Annotated in this window: 30 protein-coding genes; 13 read left to right on the top strand and 17 right to left on the bottom strand. The window is 60.0% G+C overall.

The window, feature by feature from the left end:
* The first annotated feature begins 424 nt into the window (after positions 1-424).
* Positions 425-844 (top strand): organic hydroperoxide resistance protein, encoded by a 420-nt coding sequence (locus KGA81_RS09720; protein ID WP_056727109.1) that lies wholly within the window; start codon positions 425-427, stop codon positions 842-844.
* A 34-nt stretch (positions 845-878) separates the two neighbouring features.
* Positions 879-1,895: an alpha/beta hydrolase gene (locus KGA81_RS09715; RefSeq protein ID WP_223545640.1), complete on the top strand. Its 1,017-nt coding sequence runs from the start codon at positions 879-881 to the stop codon at positions 1,893-1,895.
* Between the two features lie 183 nt (positions 1,896-2,078).
* On the opposite strand, the gene KGA81_RS09710 is transcribed toward KGA81_RS09715, so the two are convergent.
* Positions 2,079-2,648, bottom strand: coding sequence for an elongation factor P (locus KGA81_RS09710; RefSeq protein ID WP_223463739.1), 570 nt, complete (start codon positions 2,646-2,648; stop codon positions 2,079-2,081).
* A gap of 48 nt (positions 2,649-2,696) precedes the next feature.
* On the bottom strand, positions 2,697-3,839 hold the full coding sequence (gene earP / locus KGA81_RS09705; protein WP_223545639.1) for an elongation factor P maturation arginine rhamnosyltransferase EarP: 1,143 nt from the start codon (positions 3,837-3,839) through the stop codon (positions 2,697-2,699).
* A gap of 124 nt (positions 3,840-3,963) precedes the next feature.
* Here earP and KGA81_RS09700 point away from each other — a divergent pair, with 124 nt between their 5' ends.
* Together KGA81_RS09700 and KGA81_RS09695 are read left to right on the top strand one after the other, a co-directional pair.
* A complete protein-coding gene (locus KGA81_RS09700; protein WP_223545638.1) occupies positions 3,964-4,374 on the top strand; it encodes a hypothetical protein in 411 nt (136 codons plus the stop codon).
* Positions 4,375-4,376: 2 nt separating this feature from the next.
* A complete protein-coding gene (locus KGA81_RS09695; protein WP_223545637.1) occupies positions 4,377-4,859 on the top strand; it encodes a transcription elongation factor GreAB in 483 nt (160 codons plus the stop codon).
* A 16-nt stretch (positions 4,860-4,875) separates the two neighbouring features.
* Here KGA81_RS09695 and cysB read toward each other — a convergent pair whose 3' ends face one another.
* The 5 genes from cysB to KGA81_RS09670 form a co-directional block, all read right to left on the bottom strand.
* A complete protein-coding gene (gene cysB, locus KGA81_RS09690) occupies positions 4,876-5,850 on the bottom strand; it encodes an HTH-type transcriptional regulator CysB (protein WP_150726283.1) in 975 nt (324 codons plus the stop codon).
* A gap of 113 nt (positions 5,851-5,963) precedes the next feature.
* On the bottom strand, positions 5,964-6,467 hold the full coding sequence (locus tag KGA81_RS09685; RefSeq protein ID WP_223545636.1) for a universal stress protein: 504 nt from the start codon (positions 6,465-6,467) through the stop codon (positions 5,964-5,966).
* Positions 6,468-6,562: 95 nt separating this feature from the next.
* Positions 6,563-7,468: a 5'-nucleotidase gene (locus KGA81_RS09680; protein ID WP_223545635.1), complete on the bottom strand. Its 906-nt coding sequence runs from the start codon at positions 7,466-7,468 to the stop codon at positions 6,563-6,565.
* 25 nt (positions 7,469-7,493) lie between these two features.
* Complete coding sequence (locus tag KGA81_RS09675) at positions 7,494-8,447, bottom strand: putative 2-dehydropantoate 2-reductase (RefSeq protein WP_223545634.1); 954 nt, start codon at positions 8,445-8,447, stop codon at positions 7,494-7,496.
* Positions 8,444-8,830 carry a thioredoxin family protein gene (locus KGA81_RS09670; protein ID WP_223545633.1) on the bottom strand — a complete coding sequence of 129 codons (387 nt, stop codon included), beginning with the start codon at positions 8,828-8,830 and terminating at the stop codon, positions 8,444-8,446. Before KGA81_RS09670 ends, KGA81_RS09675 begins: the two co-directional genes overlap by 4 nt.
* Here KGA81_RS09670 and KGA81_RS09665 point away from each other — a divergent pair.
* Positions 8,829-9,272, top strand: a complete 444-nt coding sequence (locus KGA81_RS09665; RefSeq protein WP_223545632.1) for a PilZ domain-containing protein — start codon at positions 8,829-8,831, stop codon at positions 9,270-9,272. The two genes, KGA81_RS09670 and KGA81_RS09665, sit on opposite strands and share 2 nt — an antisense overlap.
* A 187-nt stretch (positions 9,273-9,459) precedes the next feature.
* On the top strand, positions 9,460-10,536 hold the full coding sequence (locus KGA81_RS09660) for a 3-deoxy-7-phosphoheptulonate synthase (RefSeq protein WP_007983549.1): 1,077 nt from the start codon (positions 9,460-9,462) through the stop codon (positions 10,534-10,536).
* Between the two features lie 71 nt (positions 10,537-10,607).
* Here KGA81_RS09660 and KGA81_RS09655 read toward each other — a convergent pair whose 3' ends face one another.
* Entirely contained in the window at positions 10,608-10,895 is a 288-nt protein-coding gene (locus KGA81_RS09655; protein WP_223545644.1) for a GNAT family N-acetyltransferase, read from the bottom strand.
* A gap of 636 nt (positions 10,896-11,531) precedes the next feature.
* Between KGA81_RS09655 and oprI the strand changes: the two genes are divergently transcribed.
* Entirely contained in the window at positions 11,532-11,783 is a 252-nt protein-coding gene (gene oprI, locus KGA81_RS09650; protein WP_003199355.1) for an outer membrane lipoprotei OprI, read from the top strand.
* 122 nt (positions 11,784-11,905) lie between these two features.
* On the opposite strand, the gene KGA81_RS09645 is transcribed toward oprI, so the two are convergent.
* The 3 genes from KGA81_RS09645 to KGA81_RS09635 all read right to left on the bottom strand — a co-directional run bounded on the left by KGA81_RS09645 (position 11,906) and on the right by KGA81_RS09635 (position 14,479).
* Positions 11,906-12,880: a L,D-transpeptidase family protein gene (locus tag KGA81_RS09645; RefSeq protein WP_223545631.1), complete on the bottom strand. Its 975-nt coding sequence runs from the start codon at positions 12,878-12,880 to the stop codon at positions 11,906-11,908.
* Positions 12,881-13,523: 643 nt separating this feature from the next.
* Positions 13,524-13,817 (bottom strand): hypothetical protein, encoded by a 294-nt coding sequence (locus KGA81_RS09640; RefSeq protein WP_003226812.1) that lies wholly within the window; start codon positions 13,815-13,817, stop codon positions 13,524-13,526.
* A 56-nt stretch (positions 13,818-13,873) separates the two neighbouring features.
* Complete coding sequence (locus KGA81_RS09635) at positions 13,874-14,479, bottom strand: arylesterase (RefSeq protein ID WP_223545630.1); 606 nt, start codon at positions 14,477-14,479, stop codon at positions 13,874-13,876.
* A 10-nt stretch (positions 14,480-14,489) separates the two neighbouring features.
* Here KGA81_RS09635 and KGA81_RS09630 point away from each other — a divergent pair, with 10 nt between their 5' ends.
* Genes KGA81_RS09630 through greB form a run of 3 tightly spaced genes read left to right on the top strand, consistent with a single transcriptional unit; the run spans position 14,490 to position 18,209 of the window.
* On the top strand, positions 14,490-15,173 hold the full coding sequence (locus tag KGA81_RS09630; RefSeq protein WP_223545629.1) for an ABC transporter ATP-binding protein: 684 nt from the start codon (positions 14,490-14,492) through the stop codon (positions 15,171-15,173).
* Complete coding sequence (locus tag KGA81_RS09625) at positions 15,173-17,677, top strand: ABC transporter permease (protein WP_223545628.1); 2,505 nt, start codon at positions 15,173-15,175, stop codon at positions 17,675-17,677. Before KGA81_RS09630 ends, KGA81_RS09625 begins: the two co-directional genes overlap by 1 nt.
* Positions 17,678-17,711: 34 nt before the next feature.
* Complete coding sequence (gene greB, locus KGA81_RS09620; protein ID WP_115947228.1) at positions 17,712-18,209, top strand: transcription elongation factor GreB; 498 nt, start codon at positions 17,712-17,714, stop codon at positions 18,207-18,209.
* 3 nt (positions 18,210-18,212) lie between these two features.
* Here the strand turns inward: greB and KGA81_RS09615 are convergent, their stop codons facing one another.
* The 3 genes from KGA81_RS09615 to KGA81_RS09605 all read right to left on the bottom strand — a co-directional run bounded on the left by KGA81_RS09615 (position 18,213) and on the right by KGA81_RS09605 (position 20,727).
* Positions 18,213-18,521 carry a class I SAM-dependent methyltransferase gene (locus KGA81_RS09615; protein ID WP_223545627.1) on the bottom strand — a complete coding sequence of 103 codons (309 nt, stop codon included), beginning with the start codon at positions 18,519-18,521 and terminating at the stop codon, positions 18,213-18,215.
* 246 nt (positions 18,522-18,767) lie between these two features.
* On the bottom strand, positions 18,768-19,202 hold the full coding sequence (locus KGA81_RS09610) for a DoxX family protein (protein ID WP_223545626.1): 435 nt from the start codon (positions 19,200-19,202) through the stop codon (positions 18,768-18,770).
* Between the two features lie 103 nt (positions 19,203-19,305).
* On the bottom strand, positions 19,306-20,727 hold the full coding sequence (locus KGA81_RS09605; protein WP_223545625.1) for a transglycosylase SLT domain-containing protein: 1,422 nt from the start codon (positions 20,725-20,727) through the stop codon (positions 19,306-19,308).
* 236 nt (positions 20,728-20,963) lie between these two features.
* Between KGA81_RS09605 and KGA81_RS09600 the strand changes: the two genes are divergently transcribed.
* The 3 genes from KGA81_RS09600 to KGA81_RS09590 all read left to right on the top strand — a co-directional run bounded on the left by KGA81_RS09600 (position 20,964) and on the right by KGA81_RS09590 (position 24,020).
* Positions 20,964-21,770, top strand: a complete 807-nt coding sequence (locus KGA81_RS09600; protein ID WP_223545624.1) for a TatD family hydrolase — start codon at positions 20,964-20,966, stop codon at positions 21,768-21,770.
* A gap of 199 nt (positions 21,771-21,969) precedes the next feature.
* Positions 21,970-23,451, top strand: a complete 1,482-nt coding sequence (locus KGA81_RS09595) for a methyl-accepting chemotaxis protein (RefSeq protein ID WP_223545623.1) — start codon at positions 21,970-21,972, stop codon at positions 23,449-23,451.
* A 203-nt stretch (positions 23,452-23,654) separates the two neighbouring features.
* Complete coding sequence (locus tag KGA81_RS09590; RefSeq protein WP_223545622.1) at positions 23,655-24,020, top strand: Mpo1-like protein; 366 nt, start codon at positions 23,655-23,657, stop codon at positions 24,018-24,020.
* On the opposite strand, the gene KGA81_RS09585 is transcribed toward KGA81_RS09590, so the two are convergent.
* The 3 genes from KGA81_RS09585 to KGA81_RS09575 form a co-directional block, all read right to left on the bottom strand.
* Positions 24,021-24,818, bottom strand: coding sequence for an acyl-CoA thioesterase (locus tag KGA81_RS09585; protein ID WP_223545621.1), 798 nt, complete (start codon positions 24,816-24,818; stop codon positions 24,021-24,023).
* A 234-nt stretch (positions 24,819-25,052) separates the two neighbouring features.
* Positions 25,053-25,811 carry a CHAD domain-containing protein gene (locus KGA81_RS09580; protein ID WP_223545620.1) on the bottom strand — a complete coding sequence of 253 codons (759 nt, stop codon included), beginning with the start codon at positions 25,809-25,811 and terminating at the stop codon, positions 25,053-25,055.
* A 106-nt stretch (positions 25,812-25,917) separates the two neighbouring features.
* A complete protein-coding gene (locus tag KGA81_RS09575; protein WP_034150181.1) occupies positions 25,918-26,196 on the bottom strand; it encodes a hypothetical protein in 279 nt (92 codons plus the stop codon).
* Positions 26,197-26,386: the final 190 nt, after the last annotated feature.

Below are 26,386 nucleotides of genomic sequence, written 5' to 3'. Positions count from 1 at the left end.
CAGGTTGGCCTCGCGGCTTCCCCCTTGCGTTTCACTACAGTTCTCGTCACTCATTCTGGTCACCACTTTTCAGGTGACTGGTTTTGGCCCATGCCGGGCACACTGGGAGCGAGCTTGCTCGCGATGGCGGTGTGTCAGTCAGCATCATTGCTGAATGTGAGACGGCAATCGCGAGCAAGCTCGCTCCCACATTTGTTTTGTGCGGGACCGAAAAATCGGGTTCGCCACCTCTTCTTGAAAAACTCCCCTCGATAGCTCTAGCTCAACACTTCCAATAAAAACGCCCCTGCTGACATTTCGTCTTTTCAGATTTCTTTGAAGATTTAGCTTGCGCGCTAAACATTAGCGCGATACATTCATCTCGCACTTACTTAGCGCGCAAACATTTAGCGCAAACAAACCAAACCTGAACGAGGCTTTCACCATGCAAACTCTCTACACCGCAATCGCAACTTCCACCGGTGGCCGTGACGGTCGTGCGGTTTCCAGCGACAACATCCTCGACGTCAAACTCGCCACCCCGAAAGAACTCGGCGGTGCCGGCGGCGCAGCCACCAACCCTGAGCAACTGTTCGCCGCCGGCTACTCCGCCTGCTTCATCGGCGCCCTGAAATTCGTGGCCAGCCAGACCAGGCGCAGCATCCCGAACGACGCTTCGATCACCGCCCATGTCGGCATCGGCCAGATCCCTGGTGGCTTCGGTCTGGACATCGACCTGCACATCAGCCTGCCGGGTCTTGAACAAGCCGACGCACAAGCACTGGTCGACGCGGCCCACCAGGTCTGCCCGTACTCCAACGCCACCCGTGGCAACGTCGATGTGCGTCTGCACGTAACCGTCTAAGCACTGACTACCCAGGCCCGAACAGGAAACGAACATGAACACTTTCAGCAAAGTCTTGACCGGTACTCTTCTCGCCTTGTCCATCAGCAACGCGTTCGCAGGTACCGGGGTTGAACACAACACCCAGGCATTCCTCGACGTTCTGAACGCCGGCACCGGCAAGCCGATGGAGCAAATGACGCCCGCCGAGGCCCGCGCCGTTCTGGTTGGCGCCCAGGCCGGGGTGAAGCTGATGCTGCCAAAAGCCGATGTCAGCCAGAAGACCATTCAAGTCGACGGCCAACCGATCAGCCTGACCATCGTCCGGCCGGCCGGGGTCAAGGGCGAGCTGCCCGTGTTCATGTTCTTCCACGGCGGTGGCTGGGTACTGGGAGATTTCCCGACCCACGAGCGGCTGGTACGTGACCTGGTGACGGGTTCGGGTGCAGCGGCTGTCTTCGTGAACTACACGCCGTCGCCGGAGGCGCATTACCCGGTGGCGATCAACCAGGCTTACGCGGCGACCCGATGGGTGGCCGAGCACGGTAAAGAGATCAACGTCGATGGCAAGCGCCTGGCGGTAGCCGGCAACAGTGTCGGCGGCAACATGGCGGCGGTGGTCGCGCTGATGGCCAAGGATAAGGGTACACCGGCGATCAGGTTCCAGGTGCTGCTGTGGCCGGTGACTGATGCCAACTTCGAAACGGCGTCCTATAACCAGTTTGCCGAGGGGCACTTCCTCACCAAAAACATGATGAAGTGGTTCTGGGACAACTACACCACCGACGCCAATCAACGGAACGAGATCTACGCCTCGCCACTGCGTGCGACCACCGCCCAGTTGAAAGGATTGCCTCCAGCGCTGGTGCAGACCGCCGGAGCCGACGTGTTGCGCGACGAAGGCGAAGCCTATGCCCGCAAACTGGATGAGGCCGGTGTGCCGGTGACCTCGGTGCGCTATAACGGCTTGATCCACGACTACGGTTTGCTCAACGTGGTGAGCCAGGTGCCGGCGGTACGTTCGGCGATGTTGCAGGCTTCGCAAGAGCTGAAGCAACACCTGAAGAAATAACACCGCCCCACCCTGTAGGAGCGAGCTTGCTCGCGATGGACTTGAAGGCGACGCGTTTCATCGAGAAATACGCGTTATCGTTAACCTCCATCGCGAGCAAGCTCGCTCCTACAGGGGGCGTGTTCCAGCAGGCACAAAAAAGCCCGACTCAATGGTCGGGCTTTTTCATTCCTCAAGCGGTGCTTATTTGGCACGGCCTTTGTAGGAACCGCCTTCGCGGGTATCGATCTCGATCATGTCGCCGATTTCGATGAAGTCAGCAACCGACAGCTCGGTACCGTTCTTCAGTTTGGCAGGCTTCATCACCTTGCCGGAAGTGTCGCCGCGAGCGGAACCTTCGGTGTAGTCAACCTGACGCACGATGGTGGTCGGCAGCTCTACGGAAACCAGACGCTCGTCGAAGAACACGGCTTCGCAAACGTCAGTCATGCCTTCTTCCACGAATGGCAGAACGGCTTCGATGTCTTCAGCGTTCAGCTCGTACATGGTGTAGTCGGTGGTGTCCATGAACGTGTAGGAATCGCCGCTGATGAAGGACAGGGTCGCTTCCTTACGGTCGAGGATCACGTCGTCCAGCTTGTCGTCCGCACCGTATACGGTCTCGGTCTTGTAGCCGGTCAGCAGGTTCTTCAGCTTGGTCTTCATGATCGCGCTGTTACGACCGGACTTGGTGAATTCAGCTTTCTGAACCAGCCAAGGATCGTTGTCGATACGGATCACGGTACCGGGTTTGAGTTCTTTACCAGTTTTCATTGCGAATATCCGAATTTGGATGGGATTTACAAAAATCTAGGCCGCATATCATATCCAATTTCCATAAAACTGTACCAGCGCCGTGGCAAGATCGGGCTGCAAGGCCTGTTCCAGACACCACGCTTCGGCGTGTTTTTCCAGCTCTGGCCAGTGTTTACGGGTGGATTGCCAGTGGTCGGCCATTTTTTCACCGGCGTTCCACGCCCGCCAGAGACCGCTGATCGCCTCCCGCGCAGGGTCCGAAAGCCCCTTTATATAGACCTCGAGGAAGGCTTCGAGTTTGTCCAGATGGATATCTTCTTCCTGCCGGTAGATGTGCCAGAGAAATGGCCGGCCGGCCCATTGAGCGCGCACAAAGGAGTCTTCGCCGCGCACGGCATTGAAATCGCAACACCATAGCAACAAGTCGTATTGGTCCTGGCGGACGAACGGCAGCACTTGCACGGTCAAGGCATCACGCACATGCACGGCACCGGCCGCCAGACCCTCCACACCGAGCCAACGCTCTACGTCGCCGAGAATCCGCCCTTCCGGCACCAGCAGATGAGTGGCCGAAGAATCGCCTGCCATCCCATCGAGCCAACTGGCCAGCCCGGTGTTTTCGTAGGCAAACAATGAGATCAACTGCGCACGGGGTGCACGATCAATCCCCAAACCGTGCAGGAATTCTCTTTGAGCCTGCGGGTTTTGCTGAAATTGCCGACGACGCTCAAGCAACCCGCGCTCACGTAACAACCCGCCGGTGCCCTTCTGGAACCCCGGGAAGAAAAAGAACTTCTGCACGTTTTTGTACTTCACCGAGGGCAAACCGTGGCAGCCGATCACCCAGTCTTCGGCACTCAGGTAATCGAGGTTCATCCACAGCGGTGTCTTTTCCCGTTCGGCCATGGCGTCCATATAGGCGCTGGGCAACTGGCAGGCAAATGCAGCAATCACCACATCGGCGGCTTCGGTCGGCGGCCATTCGGCGGGCCATTGGCGCACTTCGACGTCTTGTTGCCATTGCTGCGCGGCGTGGATGTCGATTTCCGGGCACAGGCGCTCGAACGCTCGCAGATCATCGACCCACAGGCGCACCACCACTCCATGCTCGGCCACCAGTTGCCGGGCCAGTCGCCAGGTCACACCGATGTCGCCGAAGTTGTCGACCACAGTGCAAAAAATATCCCAGCGGGTTTTCATTTCAGGCATTGCAGGCTCCCGTTGGCAAAGGCGCCGATTGTCCGCATAAATTACCCCGTGCAGAAGAGCCGACGGCGATTATTCTTCATGCGACAATCGCCACTCGCCAGTGACCTTTCGCCAGGAGGCAACCATGCCCCATCGCCCCACTCCGCGCCGTTCTTTCCCAATCAGCCTCAACGCCCTGCAACTGGCCGGCAGCATCGCCCTCGGCATGTGGCTGGGATTCATTGCCATTGCGCTGACCTGCTGGCTCGCTTCGCGCCTGCTTTTCAGCGAACAATTGGCATCTGTGGCGGCAGCTGTGGAACAACTGGCCAAACCACCGGTGGCAGCGCAACCGGTGCCGGACATTGCGCCACAGAGCCCGCTGTTCGAGCAATATGAAGAAAACCTGCGCAAGAACGAGCAGCAGCAACGGCTCGATCAGGCTCGTAACAGCGGTCGCAACCTGTCCAACCCAAGCTGTCAGTTCTGGCAGCAACAGGACCGGACCGCACCCAGCGAAAAAAGCCGCGCCAACGTCCTGCAATTCTGCGATTGAACATGAATAAGCACACCGTCCACCAACTGATTCTCGACAAGCTGCGGATCGATCTCGACATCGCCGAACGAGCCGCGCAAACCGCTTACGAAACGGCGACACATGAAGAAAACATCGCCGAGAACAAGTACGACACCCTGGGGCTGGAAGCCTCCTATCTCGCGGCCGGACAAGCCAGGCGGGTCGAAGAAATTCGCCAGTCGTTGAGCCTCTGCCAGAACCTGGCCCTGCGCCCGTATGACGATCAGCGGGGCATCGAAGTGGGCGCGCTGCTCGGGCTCGAGGATGAAAAGGGACGCGAACAATGGCTGTTTCTCGCCCCCGATGCAGCCGGATTGAAGGTCGATCTGGTGGGGCAGCTGATTACTGTCATCACCCCCCGCTCACCGCTGGGCAAAAGCCTGCTGGGCAAGTTCGAGGGCGATGAGGTGGAGATCATGGTGGCGGGCGCTCGGCAACAGTTCGCTGTCACCGAGGTGATTTGACCGGCAGGAAACGCTATCAGTGAACGGGCAGCTCGACGCCGTCGAACAGCTCTTCCAGTTCCTGCTTGTTGTGGCATTGAATGGCCTTGGCCATGACTTCGCGGGTCAGGTGCGGCGCGAACTTCTCGATGAAGTCGCACATGAAACCCCGCAGGAAGGTGCCGCGACGGAAGCCGATCTTGGTCACGCTGGACTCGAACAACTCACTGGCATCGAGCACGACCAGGTCGCTGTCGAGTTTGCTGTCGACGGCCATTTTCGCCACGATGCCCACGCCCAGCCCCAGGCGAACATAGGTCTTGATCACGTCGGCGTCGGCGGCGGTGAACACCACTTTGGGCGTCAGGCCGCGATGGCTGAACGCTTCGTCGAGTTTCGAACGACCGGTAAAACCGAACACGTACGTCACGATCGGGTACTCGGCCAGCGCTTCGAGGGTCAGTTTCGACAGTTTGGTCAACGGGTGCCCTTGAGGCACGACCACGCAACGGTTCCAGCGGTAGCACGGCATCATCACCAGATCACCGAACAGCTCGAGCGCTTCGGTGGCAATGGCGAAATCCACGGTGCCATCAGCGGCCATTTCGGCGATTTGCATCGGCGATCCCTGATGCATGTGCAGGGCAACGTCCGGGTATTGCTTGATGAAACTGCTGATCACCGGCGGCAACGCATAACGCGCCTGGGTGTGGGTGGTGGCGATCGACAGGGTGCCTTTCTTCTCGTTGGAGAACTCCTGGGCGATCTGCTTGATGCTTTCAACCTTGCGCAGGATTTCACCAGCGGTGGTGATGATGCGCTCACCGGCCGGGGTCACACGGGTCAGGTGCTTGCCGCTGCGGGCGAAAACCTCGACGCCCAACTCGTCTTCCAGCAGACGGATCTGTTTACTGATGCCTGGTTGAGAGGTGTAAAGACTTTGGGCTGTAGCGGAAACGTTGAGGTCGTGGTGCGCCACTTCCCAGATGTAGCGCAATTGTTGAAGCTTCATATGAATCCCTCAAAGCAGGTAGACGCCACGGGCATCAGCGACGGTATATAACTATATTAATGGCACGAAGAATAAATCTAGAACTTTTTTGTCAGATTGCCACTATTCGTGTTCTAGCGATCCCCTTGGCGACGACGTTGCACCAGGGGCACCATATAGACCGGCACCGTGGACAGTTGCAGCACACGGGCGGCGGTTCGTCCCAAAGGCGTTTCCGCACCCGCACCGTGGCTGTGACTTCCTACGATCAACAAATCCACGGAGAGTTTCTGCGCCTGGTCCAGAATCACCTGCGATGGGTCGCCCTGCAGCACCCGTACTGCCTGAATCCGCTCCAGATCGTGCTCCCCTTCATCCCCCAACTCCTCACGAAAACTGTCGAGCACCCGCTGCTCGATACTGGCAATCACGGTATTCAGGCCCTGGCTGTGAAATTCGTTCAGCGCCTGTTCATCGAGATAACTTTCCAGCACCGATTCGGCAAACAACCCCATGGGTTCAACCGCATGCACCACATACAAGTCGGCATTGAAGATCCGGGCCAGTTCCAGGGCATGCTGCATCACCACGGGCGCGTACAGGCCAAGGTCAGTGGCATACAGCATCGAACGAATCATATGACCTCCTCGACTGCCGACATGGCGGAGATTTGATTCAGCTTAGCAGTGCCTTGACGACTGCGACGTGCGGCGCAACGCATTGAACGCGGGGCTTAAACCTTTTGTTCGTTGCTTATGCCATGGGGCACATGACCGGTGGCGACGACTTCACGGGCCAATTCGCAGTGGCCGGCCTGATCGTCGAAAAACACGTCGGCCGCGAAGGCTTCGAGAAAGGCTGACTTGGTCAGGCCGCCGAGGAACAGCGACTCGTCCAGACGGATGTCCCACTCGCGCAACGTGCGAATCACTCGCTCATGGGCCGGTGCCGATCGTGCCGTGACCAGCGCGGTACGGATCGGACAGGCATCCTGCGGGAACTCACGCTGCAACAGATTGAGGGCGGCGAGAAAACCCTTGAACGGCCCACCGCGCAACGGCTCGCGGGCGGCCTCACGCTCGCTGGCCTGGAACGCCTCCAGACCACCGGCCTGATATATACGCTCCGACTCATCGGAAAACAGCACCGCGTCTCCGTCGAAGGCGATGCGCAATTCGTCGCTGGCCGCACGACTGGCACCGCCCGACAGAATGGTCGCCGCGGCGAACCCGGCGTCCAGTGCACTGCGTACATCTTCGGCGTGGGTCGAGAGAAACAGGTCGCAGCCAAAGGCCTTGAGGTAGGGATACGGACTGCGCCCGCCGACAAAGGCCGCACGGGAAATCGCCAGTCCATAGTGGTCAATCGAGTTGAACACCCGCAGCCCGGTGTCGGCGCTGTTGCGCGACACCAGAATCACCTCGACCCGGGCGCGGCCAAGGCTGTTGTTGAGGTTCAGAAGCTTTTGCACCAACGGGAAGGCATCTCCGGGCTCGAGGATTTCGTCTTCATGTTCGATCTGGTATTGCCGGTAGGCTTCGACGCCACTCGACAGGTAGACCTTGTGGCTTTCGCTCAGGTCGAACAGCGCCCGCGAAGAAATCGCCAGCACCAGCTTGTCGTCAATTGCCTTTGGCATGCCCTTCCCCCTCAGGTCGGTCGACTCAGGTGTTGCGTCGATCAATGAAACTCAAACTGCGATACAAGGCCTCGATGCGCGGCATCTCATACCCGGCCGCCTTTACCGCGGCCAAAGGCCGGGCGTAGATCGCGGCCAGTTCCAGCGGTCGCTTGTGCAAATAATCGTGGTACATGCTCGGCCAGTAGTCGGGCATTTTTTCGGTCACCATGAACAAGTGCTCGGCATACCCCGCCGGTATGTCGTGCCCACACGCGACGGCGCCTTGCACCACTTCAGCCATCAACGCCTTGATCAGTTCGCGACTGTCGGCATCGGCCATCAACGGTGTAGTGCTCGCCCCCAGCAACACCGAGAGACCGTTGTACGGGATATTCCAGACCAGTTTTTGCCAACGTGCCTGATGTAAATTCGCCATGGCCTGTGAGTCGAGGCCGGCGTTGCGAAACAGCCCGACACCCTCCTCGACAATCGCAGTGCGTGCCGGTCCGTCGGCGGGACCGCTGTGATAACCAATGTGCACTGCGCCCAGCGCCTGATGGGTAATGACACCCGGCGCCTCGCGATGGACGCAGATGTAGCAGAGCCCGCCGAGCACATGCAGCGAATCGGGGAGCAACTCGCGCAGGCTGTCTTCGACGTCCAGGCCATTTTGCAACAGCAGTACCCTGGCGTTCGGTGCCGCCGCTTGCAGGATGGCGGGTGCCAGCTCTGCATTGCTGGTGGTTTTCGCGCCCACCAGCAGCCAGTCGCAGAGCGGCATGTCTTGAGCGTTCGAATAAGCCTGCACCGGGTTCAGTTTCAGCGCACCGTGGGGCGCGCTATCGACTTGCAACCCGTGCTCGGCCACAGCGGAAAACTCGCTGCGCAGCAGAAAATGCACATCAAAACCGGCACGCGCCAGCATCACCCCATAGAAACCGCCGATTGCGCCGGTCCCGATAATGCCGATTCTCGGCCTGGCAACTGTCCCCATCATGGCAACTCCTCTGCTGTTCGACTCAACGCCTGGCGCACCGTCCGATTGAGCTCGGTGTCGGTCAGGCGCGATTTCAGTGCTCCGAAGAATTCGCCGTCGCGAACGACAAACAGCGCCGGCAAGTGAAAGACCTGATAACGCTCGACCACCCCGCCGTTGTTGCCGGCATCGATCCAGCACAGTCGATCGACTGCCAGATCGAGTGTCGGCAATTGCTCACGGGCAAAACGGCAACCGGCGCAGCCGACACTGGTGAAAATGACCAGCGACACGCCGCTCATCGCCAGCAGCCGTTGGTCGGCGTCAAAATCGGTCAGTTCCAATTCGACCACTATACTTGGGTGAACAATGTCAGATGGCCGACACATGGAGTCTGTGTTCATGGGACGTTTTATTCCTCACCCTGACGATGTGCCCGTTGAATTAACGTTGCTGAAACCTGAGTGTATTTCGCGACGACAGCTGCACACTATCAGTCTCGGGGGCATGGCTTGCAATTATCACCGCGCGTGGCGCTACGGCACGGCGCTGGAGGTACGCATGCCGACCGTGAACCCGGACATGCGCTACCTGGGCTATGTCGCCTGGTGCCTGCGGCGCAAACGCGGTTATCTGGTGGGCATCGCCTTTGTCGACGAGCAAACGCTGTTCAGCGCCCGAATGGGCGAGCAGGTGTGTCAGATCGAACGCTACTGCCGCCTGCACGACGCCCATGACGACTTGCAGGACATCCAGGCCCTGGCCCTCGAGTGGGTCCAGGAGCATGCCGACGAGTTCTCTCACGATTCGGTGCGCAAGGCTTTTGCGCAACCGGCGCTGGAATAGAGGCGTTCTTGATCGGTTTGCCCCTCGCGGCAGGGAAACTGACTGCAAAACCCCACCAAACCGGTGTCTGCCCATTGTCGAGCCACGGTGTAACGCGCTAAGGTTCGGCTTCCCGACGCGCTTAATTTGCTGTGCTCCGCCGCGCGGGTTCGCTGGCGGCCGGCACCCGTGACCTGACGAGTAAACGATGGCTGATTTACCGATCAACGACCTAAACGTCGCCTCCAACGAGACGCTGATCACTCCCGATCAGCTCAAGCGCGATATTCCCCTGAGCGACGCCGCACTGCGCACCGTCACCAAGGGCCGCGAAGTCATTCGCAATATTCTGGATGGCACCGACCACCGCCTGTTCGTCGTCATCGGGCCTTGCTCGATCCACGACATCAAGGCCGCCCATGAGTATGCCGAGCGCCTGAAGGTTCTCGCTGCCGAAGTGTCCGATACCCTGTATCTGGTCATGCGCGTTTATTTCGAGAAGCCACGTACCACCGTCGGCTGGAAAGGCTTGATCAACGACCCGTACCTGGACGACTCGTTCAAGATCCAGGACGGCTTGCACATCGGTCGCCAGTTGCTGCTGGACCTGGCCGAAAAAGGCCTGCCGACTGCCACCGAAGCCCTCGACCCGATCTCCCCGCAATACTTGCAGGACCTGATCAGCTGGTCGGCCATCGGCGCGCGCACCACCGAATCCCAGACTCACCGTGAAATGGCCTCCGGCCTGTCCTCGGCCGTCGGCTTCAAGAACGGCACCGATGGCGGCCTGACCGTGGCGATCAACGCCCTGCAGTCGGTTTCCAGCCCACACCGCTTCCTGGGCATCAACCAGGAAGGTGGCGTGTCGATCGTGACCACCAAGGGCAATGCCTACGGTCACGTGGTGTTGCGCGGCGGCAACGGCAAGCCGAACTACGATTCGGTCAGCGTTGCGCTCTGCGAACAGGCGTTGAACAAGGCGAAGATCAAGCCGAACATCATGGTCGATTGCAGCCACGCCAACTCCAACAAGGATCCGGCCCTGCAACCGCTGGTGATGGAAAACGTCGCCAACCAGATCCTCGAAGGCAACAAATCGATCATCGGCCTGATGGTTGAAAGCCACCTGAACTGGGGCTGCCAGGCGATCCCGAAAGACCTCGCCGACCTGCAATACGGCGTTTCGATCACCGACGCCTGCATCGACTGGACCGCGACCGAAAACACCTTGCGCAGCATGCATGCCAAGCTCAAGGATGTATTGCCTAAACGCGATCGCAGCTGATCGCTTTTAGCGGACACACAAAAACGCCGGACTGAATCCGGCGTTTTTTTATGCGTTCGTTTTACTGAAGGTCACTGGCTCAGCTTGGCCGCATGCCGCTGGTGACGCTCCATGTAGCGCTCGACGTAGGAGCACGATGGAATGACGGTGTAGCCCATTTCCTCCGCGTACTCCAGGGCCTTCTCGGTCAAGGCTGCCGCAATACCGTGACCACGCAACGCGTTGGGCACGAAGGTGCGATAGATATCCAGGGTCTGCTTCCCCAGATCCATATAGGTGAGATAGGCACGATGACCGTCCACAATGGTCTCGAACTGATGACCAGCCTGGTCATGGTGGATGGACAACGCCTCGCTCATCACTACTCCTCGCGGGTCTGGAATTCCGACCCCTACCTTACCGATGTTTTTCCGGCGAAGGAACATCTACGCCACCCCGTGCCTGAATGGACACCGAGAAGAGCTGCACCGAACTCGCGCTACCGGGCACGTACAAATAGTAGGCACCATTGACAGAAATGCTCAAGGTGCGCTCGTCATCATGCAGGTTGGCAGGTGCTGCTCCGGATCACGCAGGAATGGCTCGACCGAAGATCACTCCGGGTCGATAGCCTGAACATTGCCGGATGTTGAGACTAAGACGAGCGCCCATTGTTAAAGTCACCTGAACATCGAGAAAGATGTTGAGAGGCGCTACGCAAAGCCGAACAAAAGTGTAGACGAATCCATGTAGGCGGCTCTAGCCAGACTGGAGAAAGAGCGGTATGCCGAAGGAACTTTTTCTCACCAGCTGGCTCAGCCACGGGCCTTGCAGCTGGATGTTTTTTAATCAATTCAGTTAAAAGTTGCTCGAAAAAGAATCAACGCCTACAATTTTTTTTGCTTCTTGCGTCACGTCAGTTTTACTTACTACAAGTAATAGGTAGTATGTACGCCGGCTATTTCCTCAATCGGAGGAGATAGCTACTTAATAGAAAGTCCTTGAAGGGGAACACGATGAACAACGTTCTGAAATTCTCTGCTCTGGCTCTGGCCGCAGTTCTGGCTACCGGTTGCAGCAGCGCATCGAAAGAAACTGAAGCACGTCTGACCGCTACTGAAGACGCAGCTGCTCGCTCCCAGGCTCGTGCAGACGAAGCTTACCGTAAAGCTGATGAAGCTCTGGCTGCTGCTCAAAAAGCACAACAGACTGCTGACGAAGCTAACGAGCGTGCTCTGCGCATGCTGGACAAAGCTAGCCGCAAGTAATAATCCTTCGGGATTGTTATCAAGCCGATCCATTTTTTGGGTCGGCTTTTTTATTGCCCGGCGTTTCTCCAGGCAATAAAAAACCCGTCGACGCGGTCCGCGCCGACGGGCCCTTTACAAGCTTACTGCATCGGGTCGACCGGAGTGCTCGACACCATCGGTACGGCGTTGTTGCCCGGCACAGCAATCTCCACCGGCAGGCCGTCTTCAGCGGCAACCACATCACGCACCACATCCCAGTTCATGCGCAGGTTGTTAGTGATGTCTTCACGCTTGAGCATCGCGTTGATGACCGCGGTGTGCTTGTCGACCACCGACGGGTTGCCCTTGTCGTCCAGCGGCGTATGCGCCTCCAGATAGACCTTGCCGCCACTCAAACCAAACTTGTACGGATCGTTGATGATCCGCACCGACGTACCGACCGGCACCATGCTCGCCATTTCCAGCACGTTGTTGTTGAACATGCGGAAGCAACCGTGGCTGGTGCGCATGCCGATACCGAACTTCTTGTTCGAACCGTGGATCAGGTAGCCCGGTGTGCCCAGGGTGAACTTGAACGGCCCCAGCGGATTGTCAGGGCCGGCCGGCACGACGTTGGGTAGCGGATCACCGTCGGCTGCGTGTTCGGCCTTGATCGAAGCCGGAGGCGTCCAGGTCGGATTAGGTGTCTTGGCAATGATGCTGGTGTGGGCAATCGGCGAGCCCCAGCCTTCACGACCGATACCCAGCGGGAACGTGTACACCACGTTTTTGCCTTTCGGGTAGTAGTAGAGGCGGTATTCGGCCAGGTTGATCACGATGCCTTCACGCGGGCCTGGTGGCAGGATGAAGCGGGTCGGCAGGATGATTTCCGTGCCGACGCCTGGCAACCAGGCATCGACACCCGGGTTGGCCGCGACCATTTCCGTGTAGCCCAGATCGTAGGCGGTACCAAGGTCGGCGAAGGTATCTTCGTACTTGGCCTTGATCACCTGCACCTGGCCGATGATGTCTTCGCCGGGCGGTGGCAGGGGAAACTCCAATGCTGCAACGGGACCGGCCACCAAAAGGGCGGCAAGTGTCAGGCAGCGGGTGACGGCAGGAAAGCGCGACAACATCCGGAAAATCCTTCGCATGATCAACTGAGAGTATAAGCGCGCGATTGTACACCGCTGTCCGTTATTTCGGGGAGATGGCCCGATTGCAGGTTATGCAAGGCGATTTTTCGATTGTCCTCGCTCCCGTGTGGGGGTGAGCCTGCTCGCGATGGCTGTGTGTTGGGTGACGTGTTTTTTACGGGTGTACATATCCGTTTCTGCGGATGCGGTTACCTGTGGGAGCGAGCTTGCTCGCGATGGCGGCGTGGCAGGCTTTAACGCGGCGCGGATCAACGTTGGTAGAGGTGCCGATGGAGGTCGTCACAGGTTGACGGGCAGGCTCAGGGCGTGGGGGGGGCGTATCCGAGGCGGCCTACCGGCCGGCCTGGTTACCGGAGTCGTTCGTCTGTGATGTTCCTGGTCGACTGGCAGGCCGCTATCGCGAGCAAGCTCGCTCCCACAGGTGCTGAGTACATCTGTGAGAGATTGGTTGGCTGGCAGGCCGCTTTCGCTGGCAAGCCAGCTCCTACAGTGGATCAGCGTATGTCTGTGAGAGATTGGTCGGCTGGCAGGCCGCCTTCGCGGGCAAGCCCGCTCCTACAGTGGATCGGCGTATGTCTGTGAGAGATTGGTCGGCTGGCAGGCCGCCTCGACTCCCGACGGATCAAAGCTCAAACCGCAATTCAGGCCAGATCGGCGACGTACCCCGCTTCTGCGACTCAAGAATGGCCCGACACAACGAACACAACCGCTGGTCCTGAAACACCCGGCGATCGACACTCGACCAGCGCGGCTGTGCCGGCAACAGGCTGCCACACAAGGTGCGGTCAGCCGAGCCGCCCAACTCCAGTTGACGGGTCACCAGATGCACCCGCACTTCCTGGCAGGCGAACAGATCCAGCTGTTCGTCAGGCTCGATCAGTTGGTAGGCAAATAGTGACCAGGCGGGACGCGGCATCGGGGGCTCCAAATCGGGGGCGCCACCTTAGCCGAAAGCCTGCGTCTAGAAAAGTGTCATAACAGTGGTTTTAGAGTAGGCCAGACATTTTCCAGCAACTTGTCCTGGGCCCCGGCCGCCGGGTGTATGCCGTCAGCCTGCATCAAGTCCGGATGGCCACCCACGCCGTCGAGGAAAAACGGCACCAGCGGGATCTTTTTCTCATCGGCCAGGTTGCTGTAGACCTCGGCGAAGGCCTTGGTGTAGCGGGCACCGTAATTGGGCGGCAGTTGCATGCCAAGCAACACCACCTTGGCACCGCTGGCCCGGGAGCTGTCGATCATCGACGCAAGGTTTTGTTGCAAATTAGCCGGGGGCATTCCACGCAGGCCGTCATTGCCGCCCAACTCGAGGACAACCAGCTCAGGCTTATGCTCTGCAAGCAGCGCAGGCAGGCGTGCCTGGCCTCCCGCACTGGTGTCGCCACTGATGGACGCATTGATCACTTTATCGTCGAAACCCTCACGCTTGAGCCGCTGTTCAAGCAGCGATACCCACCCCACGCGGGTATCCAGCCCGAAACCGGCGCTGATACTATCGCCAACGATCAGGACTGTACCCGCCGCTGCGTTTTGGGCCATGCACATCAAGGCCAGGCCAGCACTCAAAAACCAGACACGCATCGGACTCTCCATGGGCGCAAGCATTCTCATCGCGAAGGACCTTAGCAAAGTGGTTCCCAGCGCGGAAGGTGAACTGACCATCCTGCACCAACTCAGCCTGGAACTGAACAAGGGCGACAGCCTGGCCATCGTCGGCGCTTCGGGTTCCGGCAAGTCCACCCTGCTGGGTTTGCTTGCCGGCCTGGACTTGCCGAGCAGCGGCGAAGTCACTCTCGCCGGGCAAGGCCTGAGCGACCTCGATGAAGACCAGCGTGCGCGCATCCGTGCCGAGCACGTGGGGTTTGTGTTCCAGTCATTCCAGTTGCTCGACAGCCTCAATGCCCTGGAAAACGTCATGCTGCCACTGGAGCTCGATGGCCGCAAAGACGCCCGCGAACGCGCCACCCAATTGCTGCAACGGGTGGGACTGGGCCAACGCCTGACTCACTCGCCGCGCCAACTCTCCGGAGGCGAGCAACAACGCGTGGCGATTGCCCGCGCGTTTGCCGCAGAGCCCGATGTGCTGTTCGCCGACGAACCGACCGGCAACCTCGACAGCCACACCGGCGAGCGCATCAGTGACTTGCTGTTCGAGCTCAACAAGGAGCGCGGCACGACCCTGGTGCTGGTGACTCATGATGAACGCCTGGCCCATCGCTGCCGGCGCCTGATCCGTCTTGAAGCCGGCCTGCTGGTCGCCCCTCTGGAGCCTTGATGGCACGTCTGCCGCTGTTGCGCCTGTTCAGTCTCGCTATCCGCCAATTGCTGCGCGACGCCCGCGCCGGTGAATTGCGCGTGTTGTTTTTCGCCTTGCTGGTGGCCGTGGCCGCCAGCACCGCCATCGGTTACTTTGGCGCGCGCCTGAACGGCGCCATGATGCTGCGCGCTACCGAGTTTCTCGGTGCCGACCTGCTGCTCGAAGGCAGTTCGCCTGCGCGCCCCGAACAAATCAGAAGCGGCACCGAACTGGGTCTGGAACACGCTCAGGTGGTGGAGTTCTCCAGCGTCATCGCCACCGATAACGGCATTCAGCTGTCCAGCATCAAGGCCGCCGATGACACTTACCCGTTACGCGGCAAATTGAAAAGCGCGCCCACTCCTTTCGCCACGGAAACAGTCGGTGGCGGACCGCAACCCGGTGAAGCCTGGGTCGAGGCACGCCTGCTGACCGCCCTGGACCTGAAGATCGGCGATAGCATCGATGTCGGCATGAAAACCCTGAAACTGGCGCGGGTGCTGACTTACGAACCCGATCGCGCCGGCAATTTCTACAGCCTGACGCCGCGGGTGCTGATCAACCTCGACGACCTTGCGGCCACCGGCGTGGTGCAGCCCGGCAGCCGGGTCAGCTACCGTGAACTGTGGCGAGGCAATGCTCAGGCACTCGAGACCTATCGGCAACTGATCAAACCGGGGCTCGCCGCCAACCAACGCTTGCAGGACGCCCGCGATGGCAACCGGCAGATCGGCGGCGCCCTGGGCAAGGCCGAACGCTACCTGAACATGGCCAGCCTGGTGGCGGTGTTGCTGTCCGGCGTGGCGGTGGCGCTGTCGGCAACCCGTTTCGCCACCCGCCGCTTCGATGCCAGTGCCTTGCTGCGCTGCCTCGGGCTGTCACGCCGGGAAACCATGGTGTTGTTCAGCCTGCAACTGACAGTGCTCGGGCTGCTGGCGAGCATCAGCGGCGCCCTCCTCGGCTGGCTCGCACAACTGGGATTGTTTGCCCTGCTGCATGACTTGCTGCCGGCCGACGTGCCTGCGGGCGGGCTGTTTCCGGCCATTGCCGGGATCGGCACCGGACTGGTGGCGCTGGCCGGTTTCGCCTTGCCGCCGCTGGCGGCCTTGGGTCGGGTTCCGCCATTGCGCGTGCTGCGTCGGGATATGCTGCCGATCCCTTCCAGCACCTGGATGGTCTACGGTGTAGCGCTGGGCGCCCTGGGCCTGATCATGTGGCGCCTGAGCCTGGACCTGGTGCTGACCTTTGCCCTGCTCGGCGGCGGCGTGATCGCAGCGCTGGTGCTGGGCGGCTTGTTGTTGCTGCTGTTGGAGAGTCTGCGGCGCATGCTCGCGCGTGCATCCTTGCCCTGGCGTCTTGGACTCGGGCAATTGCTGCGTCATCCGCTCGCTGCTGCGGGTCAGTCCCTGGCGTTCGGCCTGATTCTGCTGTCGATGGCGCTGATCGCCCTGCTACGTGGTGAGTTGCTGGATACCTGGCAAAACCAGTTGCCGAAAAACGCCCCCAATTACTTCGCCCTGAACATCCTGCCCGCAGATAAACAGGCCTTCACCGATCACCTGATCGCCGTGTCGGCGCAATCGGCGCCGTTGTACCCGGTGGTGCCGGGGCGCTTGATCAGCATCAACGGCGAGCCGGTGCAACAGATCGTCACCAAGGAATCGGCAGGCGATCGGGCGATCCAGCGCGACCTGAGCCTGACCTGGGCCGCGGACTTGCCGTCGGGCAACAAACTCACGGCCGGCAATTGGTGGAACGAACAAACGCCGGACGATGTTCCCGGCGTGTCGGTAGAAGGCAAGATCGCCGAAAGCCTGAAAATCAAGCTCGGCGACCACCTGATCTTCAGCGTTGGCGGGGTCAATCGCGAGGCGAAAGTCACCAGCCTGCGAGAGATCGACTGGGACAACTTCCAGCCGAACTTCTTCATGATCTTCCAGCCCGGCACCCTGAAGGATCTGCCGGCGACTTACCTGACCAGTTTCTACCTCGCCCCCGGTCATGACCAGCAGGTCGTCGACCTGTCCCGGGCCTTCCCGGCGGTGACGATCCTGCAGGTCGAAGCCTTGCTGGAGCAACTGCGCAGCATTCTCGCCCAGGTGACCCTGGCGGTGGAGTACGTGTTGTTGTTTGTGTTGGCGGCGGGGATGGCGGTGCTGTTCTCCGGCCTGCAAGCGACGCTGGATGAACGCATTCGCCAGGGCGCGTTGCTGCGTGCGCTGGGGGCGGAGCGACAATTGCTGGTCAAGGCGCGGCGCATCGAGTTCGGTTTGCTGGGCGCCGTCAGTGGTTTGCTGGCCGCACTGGGGTCGGAAGTGGTGAGTTGGGTGCTCTACCGCTACGCCTTTGATCTGCCGTGGCATCCGCATCCATGGCTGATGTTGCTGCCACTGCTGGGTGCCGTGCTCATTGGTGGTGCCGGGGTGTTCGGCACCCGTCGGGCGTTGAACGCCAGCCCGCTGACAGTCCTGCGCGAGGGTTGATAGACTCCTGTCATCCTCACCACAAGAAGCTGTCATGAGCCGTTACCGCCCTCCCCGCACTGCCGGCACCGCGCTGATCACCCCCGAGGGTGAAGCGCGGATGCGTGCCGAGTTCCATGAGCTGTGGCATGTACGCCGGCCCCAGGTTACCCAGGCTGTCAGCGAAGCCGCGGCCCAGGGTGATCGCTCGGAGAACGCCGAATACACCTACGGTAAAAAGATGCTGCGAGAGATCGACAGCCGCGTGCGCTTTCTCACCAAACGCCTGGAAGCGCTGAAAGTCGTCAGCGAGAAACCCAGCGATCCGAACAAGGTCTATTTCGGCGCCTGGGTCACGATCGAAGACGAGGATGGCAAAGAGTCGCGCTACCGCATTGTCGGGCCCGATGAACTGGACCTCAAGCTGGGCCTGATCAGCATTGATTCGCCGTTGGCCCGCGCCCTGATCGGCAAGGCACTGGACGCCGAAGTTCGAGTCCAGACACCGACCGGTGAGCAGTGTGTGTATATCGTGGCAATCGACTACCCATAAAACTCAACGGCGGGTGATCAGCCCCTGCCGGGCAACGCGGGTCAGTTGCCGGATCACTTCAGGAGCATCTTCGAGGCTGGGGGACTGAATCACTGCCAGATCGAAACTGTCGTCGGCGAAACGAACGAGCGACTCACCGTCTTCGACAAACTGGATCAGGAAGGCCGCTGGACCGCCGGTACGACGTGGCCAGCCATCGAGATAACGCAGGAGCGTCGGCTGATGTTTACCGCCAAGCAGGATTTTTGGGTTGCGCTGGGTGAGATGTGCCGTGATCGGCGCGGGACGTACAACGGGGTTTAGTGCATTCATTGTGTCGTGTCTCTGCCTCAAAAGTCTGCATGGCAGGTGAGAGGCAACACCGAACCAGCGCTTTAGCGGTATTTCGAAGCCTGTCCGGCTTCTATCGGCAACTGGATGAGTCACCTGGCGCCCCGCAAGTAGCTGTTTAAATCGGCGCATGGGCAACATCCTAGAGAAGCTGACTGGACAGTGTCAAGAATGACGCTCAACAAAAAAGGCCCGCACAATGCAGGCCTTTTTGTTGAGCCAGAGCGGTCAGCCGGCGATGACACGGTCCGCCGAGAGTTTGCCCGCACCTTCGATCAATACCGCGATACTGCCACCGAGCAACGCCAGGGCGAATTCATAACCGTTGTTGGCCATGAACAGACCATTGCTGATGTGCACCGAGAAAATCGCCACCAGCGACAGGAAGGTCAGGCCAAGCGCGGCCGGGCGAACCAGCAAGCCGATGATAAGGGCCAGGCCGGCGAAGAACTCGGTGCCGCCCGCCAGTGCCGCCATCAGGTAACCCGGTGTCAGTCCGAGGCTTTCCATGTACTGCGCGGTTCCAGCCAGACCATAGCCACCGAATGCCCCGAAGAGTTTCTGCGAGCCGTGGGCGGCAAAGACGATACCGACAACGATACGCAGAACCGTCAGGCCGTAGCCAGCGCGGGTAGACAGTACCTTGTTGATCAGAGTGCTCATGCTGTTTCATTCCTTGCAAGTGTGTGTTGGTTGGCCGCTATATTAATCAATTAATTGCATGTTAAAAGCGCAAAAAGCCCACCATTACAATCAGATTAGTTGATCATTTGCGTGAAGCAACCTTTTGCTCCTGAGGCTCCAACGACGCTCGCTCCCGGTCGAATGCCAGGTAATACTTGTTCACGCTATTAACATAGCTGACAGGCCCCATACCCACTTGCTCCATGGCAACGCGTTCGACCTGGAAGAACCACTGGTTGGGATTCAATCCTCGCCGCCGGGCTTCTGCGCGCATGCCCTGAACCCGCTCCGGCCCGATGTTGTAGGCTGCCAGCACGAAGGCCATGCGTTCGCGCTCGTTGAGTTTCGGGCTGGCAAAAAACTTGCGCCGGATCATCGCCAGGTACTTGGCACCGGCCTGCACATTGCCGTCTACGTCCTGAATATTGTTGACCCCCACCCGCTGCGCCGCAGCAGGCGTGATCTGCATCAGCCCGGTCGGGCCACCGCCACTTCGGGCGGCAGGTTGCAGGGCTGACTCCTTGAAGGCCAGCGCTGCCAGGTTCAGCCAGTCCATGCCCTGTGCATCGGCGTGTTTCTGCAGCACCGGACGAAGTTTCTCCAGGCGCTGCCGGTCCGCCTTGGCCAGTGGGTAGTGCACTTGATAGAGACGCCGATAGATCCGCAGGAACGCGGCGTCCTGATCCGACGGTTTTTTGTAGACGGTGAGGAAGCGATCGATGCTGGCCCGCAGCATCGAGGCATCGCGGCGCACGAACCAGAACTCTTCCCCCGGATCGCTGATGAGTACCTGTTTGTCGAAACGCAGCCTGGGCAGGATCTTGCCCCAGCGTTCGGCAATCGGCTGCTCGACGATGGTCAGGTGGAAGATCCCACCCTGCACCATCTCCAGCACATCCTCGACGGCAAGGCTCGGATCGACCCACTCGATTTTGACCGGTGGCAGTTTGTGCAGGGCAAGCTTCTGATTGATCTGGCTGACAGCATCCCCGGCGGCGCTGCCGGCGGGTAACGCCAGGGTCTTGCCGGAAAGCTGTTCAAGCCGTGTGTAGCCGCGCTCGCCCTTGATGCCCACCAGAACCAGCGGGATGTTGCTGGCAATCGGCTCGCTGGTGCTGACGGCGAAACCCGCTTGCAGATCGAGCAACTCGCCTGGCGCCACCAGATCGCCCTCCCCGCGCTGCAATGCGCCGAGCAATTGATCCTTGGCCTTGGGAATGATCTTGAGGGTGATCTCCTGGCCGTCACGGGCGTGGCCGTTGAGGTATTGCTCGAACGCTCTCAAGCGGTGATATTCGACCCCGATCGCCTGCCCCTGGACTTCGCCGGAACTGTTGCGGCTCTGGTTGACCAACACCCGCAGCACACGACTGCTGCGGATTTGCGCAAGGTCCCGCACCTCGCTGGCCGGTACGACTTGCAGTGGCCCGGGCAGACGCGCGACTGCCGACATCGGCAGTAGCAGCGAACAGCACAGCAGTAGCAAAACCGAGGGACGAATCATCCACTCTCCGGAAAGAATATGAGGCGCGCGTCAATGACGAATGGCATCAAGCGCAGCGACAAAACAGAGCGCCCAAGGCGCAGGCAACGTGTGAAAGACTGGCACAATGATGGCAAAACTACCAACCCGGCCTGCCCCTCGGCTCAAGAGACAGCGTTAACCCGTTGTAGTTCTTGGCTTTTCTTATAAATCCACGGCTCTGATATGCTTTCCGGCCTTTGGGCCGAGGTAGCACCATGCAACTCATCGATATCGGCGTCAACCTGACCAACCCCGTTTTTGCCGACAAACACCAGGCCGTACTCGACCGTGCCTATGCGGCCGGCGTGTGCCAACTGGTGCTGACCGGCACCAGTGTCGATGGCAGCGAACAGGCCCTGGAGCTGTGCCGGCAACTGGACGAAAGTGCGCAGCGCCTGTTCGCCACTGCCGGTATTCACCCTCACTGCGCCAGCGACTGGAACGCCGACAGCGCCCGACGGTTGCGCAGTTTGCTCAAGGAGCCGAATGTGGTGGCCGTGGGTGAATGCGGGCTGGATTTCAATCGTGACTTCTCGCCGCGCCCGCAGCAGGAAAAGGTCTTCGAAGAACACCTGGCCATGGCCGTCGAATTGCAGCTACCCGTTTTTGTCCACGAACGCGATGCCAGCCAGCGTTTGCTGGAGATCCTGCGCGACTTCCGCGATCAACTGCCGGCTGCCGTGGTGCACTGTTTCACCGGTGAACAGAAGGCACTGTTCGGCTATCTCGACCTTGATCTGCATATCGGCATTACCGGCTGGATTTGCGACGAACGCCGGGGCACGCATCTGCATCCGCTGGTCAAGGAGATCAAGCGTGGACGCCTGATGCTCGAAAGCGATGCACCGTACCTGCTGCCGCGCAGCCTGCGCCCCAAGCCGAAAAACGGGCGAAACGAGCCGGCGTACCTGACCGAAGTATTGCGTGAAGTGGCGCTGCATCGCGCAGAAAGCCAGGAAGATCTGGCGGCACACACTACAGCATGCGCACGGGCGTTTTATGGGCTGCCATTGATCTCCTGATAATCATAAATCCCTGTGGGAGCGAGCTTGCTCGCGATGACGGCAACACATTCGATACGGATGTGACTGACAAACCGCAATCGCGAGCAAGCTCGCTCCCACAGGTTTGAATTTGATCTGCATCAAGAATCAGCCACCTGAATACCGGCACAATGATGGCACCCTGCCAAAACTGTTTCCGCTATCAGAGAAGACCTCCATGGGTGCCTGGCTTAGCAATATTTCGCTGAAGTACAAATTCTGGGCGGTCAATGCCGTCGCCTTCGTCACCACGCTGCTGCTGGTGCTGTACGCGGTGCATCTCGAACAGCAGGCCCGCAGTCATGCCAACCAGGCTTCGGCCCAGGCCCAGGCCCGACTGCTCGAAGCCTGGCCCACAGGGCAGCCGCTGCCCAACGCCGCAAATCTGCTGACATACAATCGTGGCCAGGCGCCCACGCTCGGTGGGCAACCCCTGCCGGAACTGGCCGATACGAATGGCTGGGTCGAGATCAACGCGATGCCGCTGTTCGGTGACAACCCGTTGATGGGCGCCGAAGTCTTTTCCCGCATTGGTGGCCAGCAGGTGGCCGTGATTGCCCACGGCCCAAGTCTGAGCCAGGTGTTCAGCGAACGTTTTGCCAACTACGCGTTGGCCGTGCTCATCCTGATGCTGGCAATGCTCGGCGCATCGCAGTTATTGATCCGTTTCCTGCTCAGCCAGCTCAACACCTTGAAAGACGTCATGTTGCACGTGGAGAAAACCGGTGACCTGTCGGCCCGCGTGCCATTGGCTTGCAGCGACGAAGTCGGGCAAATGGCCAACGCCTTCAACGCCATGCAGGCCGGGTATCAACGAGTGGTCAACACCGTCGCCAGCACCGCCCGGCAACTGGATGACGGCGCCGCGCAGCTGGCGGCCAGCATGAATGAAGTGCGCCACGGCATGTTGGGCCAGCAAAGGGAAACCGATCAGGCCGCCACGGCGATCAACGAAATGACCGCTACGGTCTATCACATTGCCCAACACGCGGGCGCCACCCGTGACCTTTCACAATCGGCCGATACCTTGGCCGGCAGCGGGCAGGAGGTCGTGACTCGGGTGCAGCGGTCGATTGCCGGACTGTCTACCGGCGTCCAGCAGACCGCCGAGATGATTCAACGCCTGGCCGAGGACAGCCAGAAGATCAACGGCGTGGTCAACGTGATTCACAGCATCGCCGAGCAGACCAATCTGTTGGCACTGAACGCGGCCATCGAAGCGGCTCGGGCCGGCGAAATGGGGCGCGGGTTTGCGGTGGTTGCCGATGAAGTGCGCAACCTTGCCAAACGCGTGCAGGCCTCCACGGACGAAATCACCATCATGGTTTCGGCGTTGCAGGCCGGCACACGGGACGCGGTGGATTTCATGCAAGAGAGCTCGTTCAAGGCCGACGATTGTGTGCAACAGGCGCAAGACGCCGGGGCCGCGTTAGCCCAGATCACTGGCGCGGTGGCGCAGATGCGTGAAAGCAATACGCAGATCGCGGTGGCGGCCGAGCAGCAGAGTCAGGTGGCGCAAGAGATGAACCGGGCGGTGGTGAGCATCCGTGACGTGACCGAGAACACGGTGCAGCAGACGGTGACTTCGGCGACCACCAGCAATGAACTGGCGGCGTTGGCCGGGGAGTTGAGCAAGGCTATCGGTCAGCTGAAACTTTGAGGGCCTCTTCGCGGGCAAGCACGCTCCTACAGGGGAATGCATTTCAGGTGTAGGAGCGGGCTTGCCCGCGAAGAGGCCGGTACTGACAACCTCAATCCAGACCATGACACCTATCAAGCCAATAGCGAGCCTTGATTCGCCGCCAGCATTGACCGGGCCTATTCTTTATCACATGTGTTCAACATGGATCGAGGATCGGCATCATGGGCAAACGTCACCCCAACCTTCCCGCCTGGCAATGGCGAGCGTACCCGAACAATCATCAGCACCCGACCAATCTGGCGCTGCACCTGATCGCGGTGCCGTTGTTCATTGTGGCGTTTGTGCTGATTGTGTCCGGGGTGTTCAGCCTGACCCTTTCGAACATCGCCATCGGCGTGATCGGTGTAATTGCGGCGCTGGCCTTGCAACGCCACGGCCACAGCCTGGAGGCCCAAGCCGCCGAGCCATTCAGTGACCGCAAGGATGCGATATCGCGCTTGTTGGTCGAGCAGTTCCTGACGTTTCCGCGGTTCTTCCTCAGCGGTGGCTGGTGGCGCGCCTGGCGTGAGCGCCACCGCCGTCACTGATCAGGCAAACACCGTCACCGTCTGTCGGCTCATGGCGATCAACCGGCCATCCGCGCTCCACATTTTTGCGGCGGCATGCCCGTAGCCGTCGGCGGCGTACTCGGTTTCGACGAGGTATTTGCACCAGTCCAGGGTGTTCAGTTCCAGCAGCGGTTGCACGAATTCGATGGTCCAGGTCAGCGTGCTGCCCATCGCCGGCTTCTTCAAAAACGGCATCAGGGCCGGTGGCCAGGCGTCCACCAGCGCCAGGATATGCGCCTCGCTCAAGGCCTCTTCCTTTACGTCACCGCGCAAGCGCACCCAGCCGCCCATTTGCCGGGATGTACTACCGCTGAACGGCAGCCCGCCGACACTCCAGCGCATCGCCAGATGCCGCATGAATTCCGGGATGACGCCTTCGACAAAAGGCAACTCCTGACACTCGTCCCAGTGCTTCATTGCAGGTGCCGGTTCAGCGGCCACCGCCACTTCCGAGGGGCGTGAGGCGCCAAAACTGCCCTGGATCAATGTCACCACCTGCCCCTTCTGCATCACCCGGCCCAACACCTGGCTCACCGCCTTGCCTTCGCGCAGCACGTCGACTTCAAAACTGACCGGAACCTGGGGTTCGACCGGGCCGACAAAGGTGATTGCCAGCGAGCGCACCGGACGATCCGCTGGCACCCGGGCACGCATGGCTTCGTACTGCAGAGCGGCCACCAGGCCACCGAAACTGGCGCGCCCCTGAGCCCAGGAGGCCGGGATAGACAGCTCCCGCGGATAGCTGCGGACAGCGTCGAGCAGTTCGGAAAAGCGCATGAAAACCTCAGGGATCGGAGAAAGATGAAGGGATCTTAACCAGCCAGCGAAGGCTATACAGCACCTATTCCGGCCAAAAGTGCTGACAGAAGAGCCGAACAGGTCTCTCGCCGAACACATAACCCTGTAGGAGCGAGCTTGCTCGCGAAGACGGACTGACAGTCGACATCACTATCAACTGATGCGTCGCTTTCGCGAGCAAGCTCGCTCCTACAGTTTGTGTCTACTGCAGATTCAGGATTTGAAGCAATCGCGACTGAGTTTTTCCAGTACCCGGTCCGCACGCTGTTCAGCCTCGGCCATGGTAGTTTTCCAGACCGCAACACAGGGCTGCAAATCCGCTTCCCGTTCAGCCATGGCCAGCCATTGCACGCAATCGTGCCAGTCGCCCAGCGCGCCCTGTGCCGATTTCAATCGGGGCATGGCCGCTTTCGGCAAACGGTCCAGCTCGGGGTAAGCGTCGATGCCATAGCGCACGCGCTTGATCAGCAGGCGCAGCCGATGACGGTCGTGGGCCGGGTCGTGCAGTGCCTCGTCGAGTTTTTTCCACTGTTTGCCCAGGCGTTTGTCGATGCACTTGCGCAAGCCCTTGAGCAATCCCTGGCGCTGGGCGGCGCGCAGAAAACGCGGAAATGCATCGAGGACGATCAGCAATTGCGCCAGTTCAGGGCTGGCCGCCACGGCCGGGTAGGCCTCGGCCATTTGCGCCGTGCGTCGCCGCGCGGCTTGGGGTTGATGGTGCTGGAGCAGATACGCCGCCAACACTTCGCGATCACGTAACGGTGTAGTCAGGTCGCCCACCCGGGAGGCGGCCGCTTCCAGTTGTTCGACACCGGGCTGCCCGCGCAAGGGGCGCAACAGGCTGCGTAACCGACGCATGGTTGTGCGCAGATCGTGTAACGCTTCCGGGTCTGTACGGTCTTTCAAGCGGGCCTGACAGGCCAGCAGACGAACTTCCAGGCCCAGAACACGAGCCACCAACCGATCGATCATGGGGGTTCACTCCGTAAACAGTGCCATACATCACCTGTAGGCGCTGGCTTGCCAGCGATGGGGGCCTATCGCCAGCAAGCTGGCTCCTACAGGACTAGCAGAGTTTCTAGCGCCCCGCGCGCGACTCACGAATATAGAACCGGGCCTTCTCGGCTTTTTTGGTGCAGCCTTCGAACCCCTCGAATTGCTGCTGGGTCTTGGCCGCGGTCAGCAGCGACAAGGCCTTGGAGTAGCTGACAGTGCCGGCGAAACCTTCGGCCTTGGCCAGGTCCAGTTCATGCCATGCAGCATCCAGGTTACTACCGCAACTGTCGCGATAAGCGGTTTTGCCGGCACAACCGGCGAGCGCCAGGGCAATCAATGGTACGCAGATCCAGGCTTTCATCACTCACTCCTCAAAGATAGGTCAACTGTCGTGCAGGTAAGACGGTATGGCACCTGAAAAGTGCCGTTGGTCCGATGTGCAAACTATAGCCCTGACGAGAATAACCATGTGCCGCCATGGGGTGTCGAAAATACGACGCTCTTGCCCCATCGAACGATCATGGCGATTGAAGCATGCCCCTCGATAGGTG

This window comes from Pseudomonas sp. A-B-19 (assembly GCF_019947515.1).
Lineage (GTDB): Bacteria > Pseudomonadota > Gammaproteobacteria > Pseudomonadales > Pseudomonadaceae > Aquipseudomonas.
The sequence above is the reverse complement of the archived record's forward strand: the minus strand, read 5'-3'. Positions and strand labels throughout refer to the sequence as shown.

Excerpts from the sequence above, each read along its gene's own strand:
- KGA81_RS09720 (WP_056727109.1), top strand. The coding sequence starts at position 425 with ATGCAAACTCTCTACACCGCAATCGCAACTTCCACCGGTGGCCGTGAC.
- KGA81_RS09715 (WP_223545640.1), top strand. The coding sequence starts at position 879 with ATGAACACTTTCAGCAAAGTCTTGACCGGTACTCTTCTCGCCTTGTCC.
- KGA81_RS09710 (WP_223463739.1), bottom strand. The coding sequence starts at position 2,648 with ATGAAAACTGGTAAAGAACTCAAACCCGGTACCGTGATCCGTATCGAC.
- earP (WP_223545639.1), bottom strand. The coding sequence starts at position 3,839 with ATGCCTGAAATGAAAACCCGCTGGGATATTTTTTGCACTGTGGTCGAC.
- KGA81_RS09700 (WP_223545638.1), top strand. The coding sequence starts at position 3,964 with ATGCCCCATCGCCCCACTCCGCGCCGTTCTTTCCCAATCAGCCTCAAC.
- KGA81_RS09695 (WP_223545637.1), top strand. The coding sequence starts at position 4,377 with ATGAATAAGCACACCGTCCACCAACTGATTCTCGACAAGCTGCGGATC.
- cysB (WP_150726283.1), bottom strand. The coding sequence starts at position 5,850 with ATGAAGCTTCAACAATTGCGCTACATCTGGGAAGTGGCGCACCACGAC.
- KGA81_RS09685 (WP_223545636.1), bottom strand. The coding sequence starts at position 6,467 with ATGATTCGTTCGATGCTGTATGCCACTGACCTTGGCCTGTACGCGCCC.
- KGA81_RS09680 (WP_223545635.1), bottom strand. The coding sequence starts at position 7,468 with ATGCCAAAGGCAATTGACGACAAGCTGGTGCTGGCGATTTCTTCGCGG.
- KGA81_RS09675 (WP_223545634.1), bottom strand. The coding sequence starts at position 8,447 with ATGATGGGGACAGTTGCCAGGCCGAGAATCGGCATTATCGGGACCGGC.
- KGA81_RS09665 (WP_223545632.1), top strand. The coding sequence starts at position 8,829 with ATGGGACGTTTTATTCCTCACCCTGACGATGTGCCCGTTGAATTAACG.
- KGA81_RS09670 (WP_223545633.1), bottom strand. The coding sequence starts at position 8,830 with ATGAACACAGACTCCATGTGTCGGCCATCTGACATTGTTCACCCAAGT.
- KGA81_RS09660 (WP_007983549.1), top strand. The coding sequence starts at position 9,460 with ATGGCTGATTTACCGATCAACGACCTAAACGTCGCCTCCAACGAGACG.
- KGA81_RS09655 (WP_223545644.1), bottom strand. The coding sequence starts at position 10,895 with ATGAGCGAGGCGTTGTCCATCCACCATGACCAGGCTGGTCATCAGTTC.
- oprI (WP_003199355.1), top strand. The coding sequence starts at position 11,532 with ATGAACAACGTTCTGAAATTCTCTGCTCTGGCTCTGGCCGCAGTTCTG.
- KGA81_RS09645 (WP_223545631.1), bottom strand. The coding sequence starts at position 12,880 with ATGTTGTCGCGCTTTCCTGCCGTCACCCGCTGCCTGACACTTGCCGCC.
- KGA81_RS09640 (WP_003226812.1), bottom strand. The coding sequence starts at position 13,817 with ATGCCGCGTCCCGCCTGGTCACTATTTGCCTACCAACTGATCGAGCCT.
- KGA81_RS09635 (WP_223545630.1), bottom strand. The coding sequence starts at position 14,479 with ATGCGTGTCTGGTTTTTGAGTGCTGGCCTGGCCTTGATGTGCATGGCC.
- KGA81_RS09630 (WP_223545629.1), top strand. The coding sequence starts at position 14,490 with ATGGGCGCAAGCATTCTCATCGCGAAGGACCTTAGCAAAGTGGTTCCC.
- KGA81_RS09625 (WP_223545628.1), top strand. The coding sequence starts at position 15,173 with ATGGCACGTCTGCCGCTGTTGCGCCTGTTCAGTCTCGCTATCCGCCAA.
- greB (WP_115947228.1), top strand. The coding sequence starts at position 17,712 with ATGAGCCGTTACCGCCCTCCCCGCACTGCCGGCACCGCGCTGATCACC.
- KGA81_RS09615 (WP_223545627.1), bottom strand. The coding sequence starts at position 18,521 with ATGAATGCACTAAACCCCGTTGTACGTCCCGCGCCGATCACGGCACAT.
- KGA81_RS09610 (WP_223545626.1), bottom strand. The coding sequence starts at position 19,202 with ATGAGCACTCTGATCAACAAGGTACTGTCTACCCGCGCTGGCTACGGC.
- KGA81_RS09605 (WP_223545625.1), bottom strand. The coding sequence starts at position 20,727 with ATGATTCGTCCCTCGGTTTTGCTACTGCTGTGCTGTTCGCTGCTACTG.
- KGA81_RS09600 (WP_223545624.1), top strand. The coding sequence starts at position 20,964 with ATGCAACTCATCGATATCGGCGTCAACCTGACCAACCCCGTTTTTGCC.
- KGA81_RS09595 (WP_223545623.1), top strand. The coding sequence starts at position 21,970 with ATGGGTGCCTGGCTTAGCAATATTTCGCTGAAGTACAAATTCTGGGCG.
- KGA81_RS09590 (WP_223545622.1), top strand. The coding sequence starts at position 23,655 with ATGGGCAAACGTCACCCCAACCTTCCCGCCTGGCAATGGCGAGCGTAC.
- KGA81_RS09585 (WP_223545621.1), bottom strand. The coding sequence starts at position 24,818 with ATGCGCTTTTCCGAACTGCTCGACGCTGTCCGCAGCTATCCGCGGGAG.
- KGA81_RS09580 (WP_223545620.1), bottom strand. The coding sequence starts at position 25,811 with ATGATCGATCGGTTGGTGGCTCGTGTTCTGGGCCTGGAAGTTCGTCTG.
- KGA81_RS09575 (WP_034150181.1), bottom strand. The coding sequence starts at position 26,196 with ATGAAAGCCTGGATCTGCGTACCATTGATTGCCCTGGCGCTCGCCGGT.